At 75.0% G+C, this 5,874-nt stretch carries 1 pseudogene; it reads right to left on the reverse strand.

The window, feature by feature from the left end:
- Positions 1 to 5,698 (reverse strand): annotated as a pseudogene (locus ACZ5D2_RS40770) (type I polyketide synthase); the annotation flags it as partial.
- Between the last annotated feature and the right edge of the window lie 176 nt (positions 5,699 to 5,874).

Genomic DNA, 5,874 nt, shown 5'->3' on the forward strand with positions numbered 1-5,874 from the left:
AGGGGCCGATGGCGTCGGTTTCGGTGGCGATGAGGTGCCAGAGGTCTTCGGGGGTGGTGACTCCGCCGGGGTAGCGGCAGGCCATGGAGACGATGGCGATCGGGTCGTCGTCCCCGGTGCCCGCGGGTGTGGTGGTGGCGGGTTCGACAGGGCTGGTGGTTCCGGTGAGCTGTTCGCGCAGGTGTGCGGCGAGGGCGTGCGGGGTGGGGTGGTCGAAGGCGACGGTGCTGGACAGACGGAGTCCGGTGGCCGCGTTCAGGCGGTTGCGCAGTTCCACGACCATCAGCGAATCGAAACCGAGCTTCTTGAAGGACTGGTTCGCCGCGATGCCCTCGGTGCCGTCGTGGCCGAGGACGGTGGCCACCTGGCGGCGTGCGAAGTCGAGCAGCTCGCGTTCGCGTTCGTCCTCCGGGAGCACGGCCATCCGCTGGGCCCAGCCACCGCCGGCCGCACCACCGTCCGCCAGGTGCGCGGCACGCCGCGCGGGAGCCCGTACCAGATCGCGGAAGACGGCCGGCACTCCGTCGGAGGCCGCGCGGGACCTCAGCCCGGCGAGGTCCAGCCGGGCCGGTACGAGCACCGCCTCCTCGCGCGTCAGCGCGGCGTCGAAGAGGGCCAGACCCTCGTCGGACGGCAGCGGGGCCACCCCCGCGCGGGCCATGCGGGCGATGTCCGCGGCGGCCAGGTGCCCGGTCAGCCCACTGGCCTCCTCCCACAGCCCCCAGGCGAGGGAGGTGGCGGGCAGGCCCTGGGCGCGCCGGTGGGCGGCCAGGCCGTCGAGGTAGGCGTTGGCCGCCGCGTAGTTGGCCTGCCCCGCGTAGCCGATGGTGGCGACGACGGACGAGAAGAGTACGAACGCGGCGAGACCGTGGTCCCGCGTCAGCTCGTGCAGGTGCCGTGCGGCGTCCGCCTTGGCGCCCAGCGTGGCGGCCAGGCGTTCCGGAGTCAGGCTCTCGAAGGTGCCGTCGTCCAGGGCCCCCGCCGTGTGCACGACCGCCGTGAGGGGGTGGTCCGCGGGGACGGTGGCGAGCAGGGCGCCGAGTGCCTCGCGGTCCGAGACGTCGCACGCGGCGACCGTGACCCGGGCCCCGAGCGCGGTGAGTTCGGTGGTGAGCCCGTCGGCGCCTTCGGCGGCGGGTCCGCGCCGGCTGGTGAGGACCAGGTGGCGCACTCCGTGCTCGGTGACCAGGTGGCGGGCGAGGAGGGCACCGAGCGTTCCGGTCCCGCCGGTGATCAGTACCGTCCCCTCCGGATCCAGGGCCGGATCCAGGGCCGGATCCCGGCCCTCGACGCTCCCGGCCCGGACCAGACGCGGCACCAGCAGCTCGCCGCCACGCACCGCGAGCTGGGGTTCGCCGCAGGCCAGGGCGGCCGGGAGGGCTTCGGCGGTGGTCCCGGCCGGGTCCGCGTCGAGCAGGACGATACGACCCGGCTGTTCGGACTGGGCCGTGCGCAGCAGACCCCAGACGGCCGCAGCGGCGAGGTCGGTGACGTCCTCGCCGGACCGGGCCGCGACGGCGCCCCGGGTGGTGACGACGAGCCGCGCGTGGGCGGAACCCGGGTCGCCCAGCCAGTCCTGGACCCGCCGCAGCACCTCTCCGAGCGTGGCGTCGAGGTCTCCACCGGCACAGTGCAGCACCGCGTCGGCTCCTCCCTCGCCGCCGACCCCGACCCCGGCCCCCTCCCCGTCCGCGCCGAGCACGACCGGCGTGGGACGGGCCGCCCCGTCGGCGGGCGCCGCGACCCCCGCCGCGACCCAGTCCAGCCGGTACAGCGACCGGCCGGGCCCCGACGCATGCCCGGCGGCGGCCAGCTGCTCGACGGATACGGGCCGCAGCGCCAGCAGCCCGGCCTCCGCGACACGGGCACCCGTCGGGTCGAAGGCCGTCACCGACACCGCGTCCGGACCGACGGGTGCGAACGCCACCCGCAGCTCCCGCGCCCCCGTGGCGTGCAGCCGCACCCCGTCCCAGGCGAACGGCAGCAGTGGCCCCTCCCAGGGACCGTCCCGCAGCACGACGGCGTGCAACGCCGCGTCGAGGAGCGCCGGATGCAGCCCGAACGCCTCGGCGTCCGCCCGCTGCGCCTCCGCGAGCCGCACCTCCGCGAACACCTCCTCACCGCGCCGCCACAGGGCGGTGAGCCCCTGGAAGGCGGGGCCGTACTCGTAGCCCCGCGCCGCCAGCTGCTCGTAGCGAGAGCCCAGGTCGACGGGCTCGGCACCCGTCGGCGGCCACACCCCGAGGGATTCCGGTTCCCCGGCCGTCGGCTCGTCGGGCGACAGGGACGCCGTCGCGTGGCGGGTCCACTCCCCGGCTTCCGCGCCGGGAGCGGTCGGCGCCGGCCGCGAGTGCACGCGCAACGGCCGCGCCCCCGCCGCGTCCGGAGCCCCCACGGTCAGCTGGAGCTGGACGTCGGCGTGCTCGCGCAGCACCAGGGGAGCTTCGAGGGTGAGGTCGTCGACGCGGTCGCAGCCGGCCTCGGCCGCCGCACGCAGCGCGAGGTCCACGAACCCGGTCCCGGGCAGGAGCACGGTGCCCGCCACGGCGTGGTCGGCCAGCCACGGGTGGGCGCGCAGCGACAGTCGGCCGGTGAGCAGCAGCCCGTCACCGTCGGCGAGGGAGACCAGGGCCCCGAGCAGCGGATGGTCCGCGGCGTCGAGCCCGGCACCGGCCACGTCCGCCCCGGCGGGCGGCGCCTCGATCCAGTACCGGCTGCGCTGGAACGCGTACGTGGGCAGGTCCACCGGCCGGGCCGGACCCGCCGTGCCGGGCACCGCCGCCCAGTCCACGTCGGCGCCGCCCGTGAACACGGTGGCCAGCGACCTCAGGAACGCCCGCCAGTCGCCCTTGTCACGGCGCAGCGATCCGACGACCAGGGCGGCGGCGTCGTGCCCGGCCGCGTGCGCGGACTCCGCCACGTCCTCCAGCGTGGCCTGCACCCCCGTCGTCAGGACGGGATGCGGGCTGCTCTCGATGAACGTCCGGTAGCCGTCGGCGGCCAGGGCGCGGATCGCCTTCTCGAACTGGACGGTGCCGCGGAGGTTGCGGTACCAGTAGTCGCCGTCCAGCACGGCCGTGTCCACCGGCTCGCCCAGCAGCGTCGAGTAGAACGCCACGCCCGACGAGCGGGGCGTCACGTCGGCGAGCGCCGTCAGCACCGCCTCGCGGATCTCCTCCACGTGCGCGGAGTGCGAGGCGTAGTCCACCGCGATCGTCCTGGCCTCGACGCCCTCGGACCGGCAGGACTCCACCAGCTCCGCCAACGCCCTCGGGTCACCGGACACCACCGTCGCGGACGGTCCGTTGGCGGCCGCGACCGACAGCCGGTCCCCCCAGGGCTCCAGCCGGGCCCGGGTCTCCTCCAGCGGCAGGGGGACGGAGCCCATGCCGCCCTTCCCCGCGAGCGCGCGGATCGCCCGGCTGCGCAGCGCCACCACCTTCGCCGCGTCGTCGAGGGAGAGCGCGCCCGCGACGTACGCCGCCGCGATCTCACCCTGGGAGTGGCCCACCACGGCGGTGGGGACGACGCCCACGGAGCGCCACACCTCGGCCAGCGAGACCATCACCGCGAACAGCGCGGGCTGCACCACGTCCACCCGCTCCAGCCCCGGAGCGCCCGGGGCCGCGCGCAGGACCTCGGTCAGGGACCAGTCCACGTACGGGGCCAGGGCGCGTTCGCACGCGGCGATGGAATCGGCGAACACGGTGTGGGAATCGAGGAGGTCCACCGCCATCCCCGCCCACTGCGAACCCTGCCCGGGGAAGACCAGGACGGTCCGTCCCCCGCCGTCGGAGGCCCCCTCGACCACCGTGGCCGGGGACTCGCCGCGGGCCAGCGCCTCCAGGGCGTCGAGGAGGGACTGCCGGTCCTCACCGAGGACCACGGCACGGTGGTCGAGGAGGGCACGGCCGGCGACGAGGGCGTGGGCGACATCGGCGGGCTGGAGCTCGGGCCCCGCGAGGAGGTGCTCGTGCAGCCGGCCCGCCTGGGCGCGCAGCGCCGGTGCGTCCTTGGCCGACAGCACCCACGGGATCGCGGTGCCCTCGACGGGCGTGGTCCCCGAGACCTCCTCGGTGGGCGGTGCCTGTTCGAGGATGAGGTGGGCGTTGGTGCCGCTGATGCCGAAGGAGGAGACGGCGGCGCGGCGGGGGCGTTCGGTGTCGGGCTGCCAGGGGGTGGCTTCGGTGAGGAGGGTGACGGCTCCGGCGGTCCAGTCGATGTGGGGGCTGGGTTCGTCGGCGTGGAGGGTTTTGGGGAGGAGGCCGTGATGCATGGCCATGACCATTTTGATGACGCCGCCGACGCCTGCGGCGGCCTGGGTGTGGCCGATGTTGGATTTGAGGGAGCCGAGGTGCAGGGGTCGGTCGGTGGGGCGGTTCTGGCCGTAGGTGGCGAGGAGGGCCTGGGCTTCGATGGGGTCGCCGAGGCGGGTGCCCGTGCCGTGGGCTTCCACGGCGTCGACGTCCGCCGGTTCCAGGCGGGCGCTCGCCAGGGCCTGGCGGATCACCCGCGCCTGCGACGGACCGTTCGGGGCGGACAGGCCGTTGCTGGCACCGTCCTGGTTGACGGCGCTGCCCCGGATGACGGCCAGGACCCGGTGGCCGTTGGCCTCCGCGTCCGACAGCCGCTCCAGCGCGAGCACGCCCACGCCCTCGCCCCACGCCGTGCCGTCGGCGTCCGCGGAGAAGGCCTTGCAACGGCCGTCCGCGGACAGCCCGCGCTGCCGGCTGAACTCCACGAACATGCCGGGCGACGCCATCACCGTCGCACCACCGGCCAGGGCGATCCCGCACTCTCCCTGCCGCAGCGACTGCGCGGCGAGGTGCAGGGCCACCAGGGAGGACGAGCACGCCGTGTCGACGGTCACCGCGGGCCCCTCCAGACCCAGCGTGTACGCCACCCGGCCCGAGGCCACGCTCGCCGTGTTGCCGGTGAGCAGGTACCCCTCGTACCCCTCCGCCGGCTCGTGCAGCCGGGGCCCGTAGTCCTGTGACATGGCGCCTACGAAGACACCCGTCGAGGAACCGCGCAGCGAGGTCGGGGCGATCCCCGCGCGCTCCAGCGCCTCCCACGAGGTCTCCAGCAGCAGCCGCTGCTGGGGGTCCATCGCGGCGGCCTCGCGCGGGGAGATGCCGAAGAACGCGGGATCGAACGCGTCGGCGTCATGGAGGAAGCCACCGTGCCGGGCATAGGTCTTGCCGGGCCGGCCGGGCACCGGATCGTACAGCTCCTCGATGTCCCAGCCGCGGTTGACGGGCAGACCGGAGATGGCGTCGCCGCCCGCCTCGACCAGCCGCCACAGGTCCTCCGGCGAACCGAGCCCGCCCGGGTAGCGGCAGGCCATGCCCACGATGGCGATCGGCTCGTCGGAGATCCGCGCGGCGGCCACGCCCCCGGCAGTGGTCCCGGCCGAACCGTCCGTGAGCTCCGTCAGCAGGTGGTCGGCCAGCGCGGAGGGGCTCGGGTAGTCGTAGATCAGCGTCGAGGAGAGGCTCAGCCCGGTGACGGCGTTCATCCGCCGCTGGAACTCCACCGCGCCCAGCGAGTCGAAGCCGAGCTCCTTGAACTTCTCCGTGGGATCGACCGAGTTCGGTGTCACATGCCCGAGCACGGTCGCCACGGCGGTACGGACCAGCTCCAGGAGGAGGCGTTCACCCTCGGCCCGCGACACCGCGCGGAGGCGCTCGGCGAGCGACAGCTCGACGGACGCCGGCTCTTCCCCGCCCGCCGTGGGACCCGTCGCGCGCGGGGCGGCGGTGGCGGTGGGAACGCTGTCGATCCAGTGGCGTTGGCGTTGGAAGGGGTAGGTGGGGAGGGGTGTGGTGGGGGTGTTGGGGTTGTAGAGGTTGTTCCAGTTGATGGGGTGGTTGG

Source organism: Streptomyces sp. NPDC031479 (genome assembly GCF_055581065.1).